Below are 1,137 nucleotides of genomic sequence, written 5' to 3'. Positions count from 1 at the left end.
GCCGAAGAGGCTGTCAGGGTTTTGAACAACTAGATTGCGAACACTCGCTGCCGCTGGCATGGAGTTGCGAATGCTTTGTTGAGTGATGTTATTGTTAGAGAAGAGATAATACTGATCAAGAAAACCGATCGGGTCTCCAGTAATATAGTTGCTTTTGGGATTGATGTGGATGAGGGGTAGTTGGGAGTTGCTGGCCACAGGGGAATTCGGGAGAAAGGGGCCACCTCGATGGTGGTATGTATCAAACACGGATTTGTTTGCAGCGCTAGAGGACACATAACTGTCGCAAAAAGGAGGGTTCACTATATGAAATGCTCGCGGATAAACACCTAAAATGCCATTAGCGTTTGAAAACACTACTCGAGTATCAAAATCTCGACCTTCACCTCCCCCACCCCAAGGTGGCTTACTGGATGTGGGGATATTACGAGCAAGTTGTGCGATTACACCATGACTTGCCACATATCCTGATCCCGGGGTAGGAAGAGGCGAAATTGGACCAGAGCGGGTGAGATTTATATTGTGTTGAATGGCATTTGCTGCGGATGATACGGATTGTAGTGGGGTTTTGCTAAAATCACTTAGCCTTCGAGTGGTAACGATCGTGATCTGACCGGCAGGAAAGTTGGTATTGGATAGGTTTATATTTACGTCTAAATCTCCGGGTCGAATTACAATTTTACCGTCATAGGGAATGAACCATCCCGGGGTATTGGTGATTTTAAGGGTGTGATTTTCTTTGAAGCTAATTGTTTCGGTGTAGGGATTAAAAAATTTTAAGATGTAGCTTACACGAATCCCGTATTGATTAGCTGTAAATCCATCTTGTTGAACGCTCATAGCCGTTTCGATGAGGTAAGGGATGCGGCGTTTTCCATAGGCGGCGATTGGGTTTAAGGATTCCTGGGCGCCATTGGGCAAGGCTTGGAAGATTTGGCTGCTGAGGCTGCTGAGGTCGGTTTCGGTTTGGATGATGTGCCTTGGGTCGATGGAGAAGTTTTGATAGAAGGTGCCGTTGTCGGCATAGACGTAGGTAGGGGGGTTGTTGTAGCCGTGGATGTGGTCGTGGATGTTGATGGCGAGGCGTTTGAGGTAGCCGATGGCGAGTGGGCGAAGGGCGTCGTTGTAGGGGACGGG

At 47.9% G+C, this 1,137-nt stretch carries 1 protein-coding gene; it reads right to left on the bottom strand.

Features of this window, described 5'->3' with window-relative positions; translation table 11 throughout:
- The coding region (locus NZM04_04155) for a hypothetical protein (GenBank protein MCS7063228.1) at positions 1 to 1,137 on the bottom strand (1,137 nt) is incomplete at both ends.

The sequence above is a fragment of the Candidatus Methylacidiphilales bacterium genome (assembly GCA_025056655.1).
In the GTDB taxonomy this organism is placed as follows: domain Bacteria; phylum Verrucomicrobiota; class Verrucomicrobiia; order Methylacidiphilales; family JANWVL01; genus JANWVL01.
The sequence above is the reverse complement of the archived record's forward strand: the minus strand, read 5'-3'. Positions and strand labels throughout refer to the sequence as shown.